This window comes from Candidatus Obscuribacterales bacterium, from assembly GCA_036703605.1.
Classification (GTDB): domain Bacteria; phylum Cyanobacteriota; class Cyanobacteriia; order RECH01; family RECH01; genus RECH01.
Genome location: DATNRH010000143.1, coordinates 1 through 1,181 on the forward strand (window position 1 = coordinate 1; position 1,181 = coordinate 1,181).

2 protein-coding genes are annotated in these 1,181 nt (G+C 53.3%); both read left to right on the forward strand.

Annotated features, from left to right (window positions below; translation table 11 throughout):
• Positions 1-194: hypothetical protein (locus V6D20_02925; GenBank protein HEY9814747.1), on the forward strand; the 194-nt coding region annotated here is incomplete at its 5' end.
• Positions 195-397: 203 nt separating this feature from the next.
• Positions 398-697, forward strand: coding sequence for a family 20 glycosylhydrolase (locus V6D20_02930; GenBank protein HEY9814748.1), 300 nt, complete (start codon positions 398-400; stop codon positions 695-697).
• Positions 698-1,181: the final 484 nt, after the last annotated feature.

The following is a 1,181-nucleotide window of genomic DNA, read 5'->3' on the forward strand; positions in this document are numbered from 1 at the left end:
CCAAGTACTCAGCCAACGTGGACAACATTAACCTCAATCCCGCCTCTAACCTGACTCTGCAAGTTGTGACTGGTAGGCAAGCACTTTCATCTCTAGGCCTCTATTCAGAGATGTCTCGTGCCTTTCCCGATGAACACTTTCACATTGGTGGCGATGAGGGTAGGCACTCCTTCTGCCAAAGCACGACCTTTTGACGAACAGTTGTCTATCTTTGCTGGGAGAATGACCCGGCAGTTGTTGAGTGGATGCACCAGCAGGGCTATACGAGCGGTGACGGGGTTATGCAGTACTACGAGGACTACGTCTGGGGCCTCTTGAAGTCACTGAAGAAAACTCCAATTGTTTGGCAAGAGGTTTTCAATGTGTAAGCGGTGGACTCATTCCTTTTAGGTATGGCTTGAAGAACTTCCCCTCCAACCTCATTGTCGAGGTCTGGAAAGATGAAGCCACCCTTCTCTCAGTAGCAAAAGCTCACATGAGTGCCCTTCTTGCCTATGGATGGTATTTGGAGCAGCGTGGCTCCTGGCAAGACTTCTACAACAATGAACCCTTTCAGGTGATGCAGTTCGACCAACGGCAGGGCAAGGAATGGACTAAGCAACTCGAAAGCTATGTCAGTGGAGGTGAGGTAGCTGCCTGGGGCGAGCGCCTGGACAATGCCAACTACGATGGTAGTCGCCTTGTTAACAAAAGCTGAACTTTGGCCACGGACAGCCGCAGCAGCAGAGCGCCTATGGTCTCCCCGCAATGTGAGCGACGCAACCGCCGCCAAAGACCGCCTCAACACCTACGTGTGCCACCTGAACCGCAGAGGTATCCACCCAGATCACAAAATAGGTATCAACTCTGGCCCTGTTGCTCCCAACTTTTGCCCTGGTTGGACAACGTAATCTAATAAACCACAAGCGAGTTTTGCCCAATTCTGGCCCACCTTGCTGGCTCGGCTGCTGCTGCGACAACGCGGAGGCGCGCCGCTACTCTGGAGTACTCCAGCTTCCATAAAAGGAAAGTGTGAGTACTCAGGGGTCCTCGAGGGGGGCCTGAGTACTCACGTGTGCGCTGGGGCTTTCACGGTCGGCTCGGCGGGTGGAAGACAAGGGAAAATTTATTTTTCGTATAAACTACGAGGGCTAGTTGTCATCTTGCTCCGCCTCCAACTTGGGGACCTCAGGGCGGTCGGG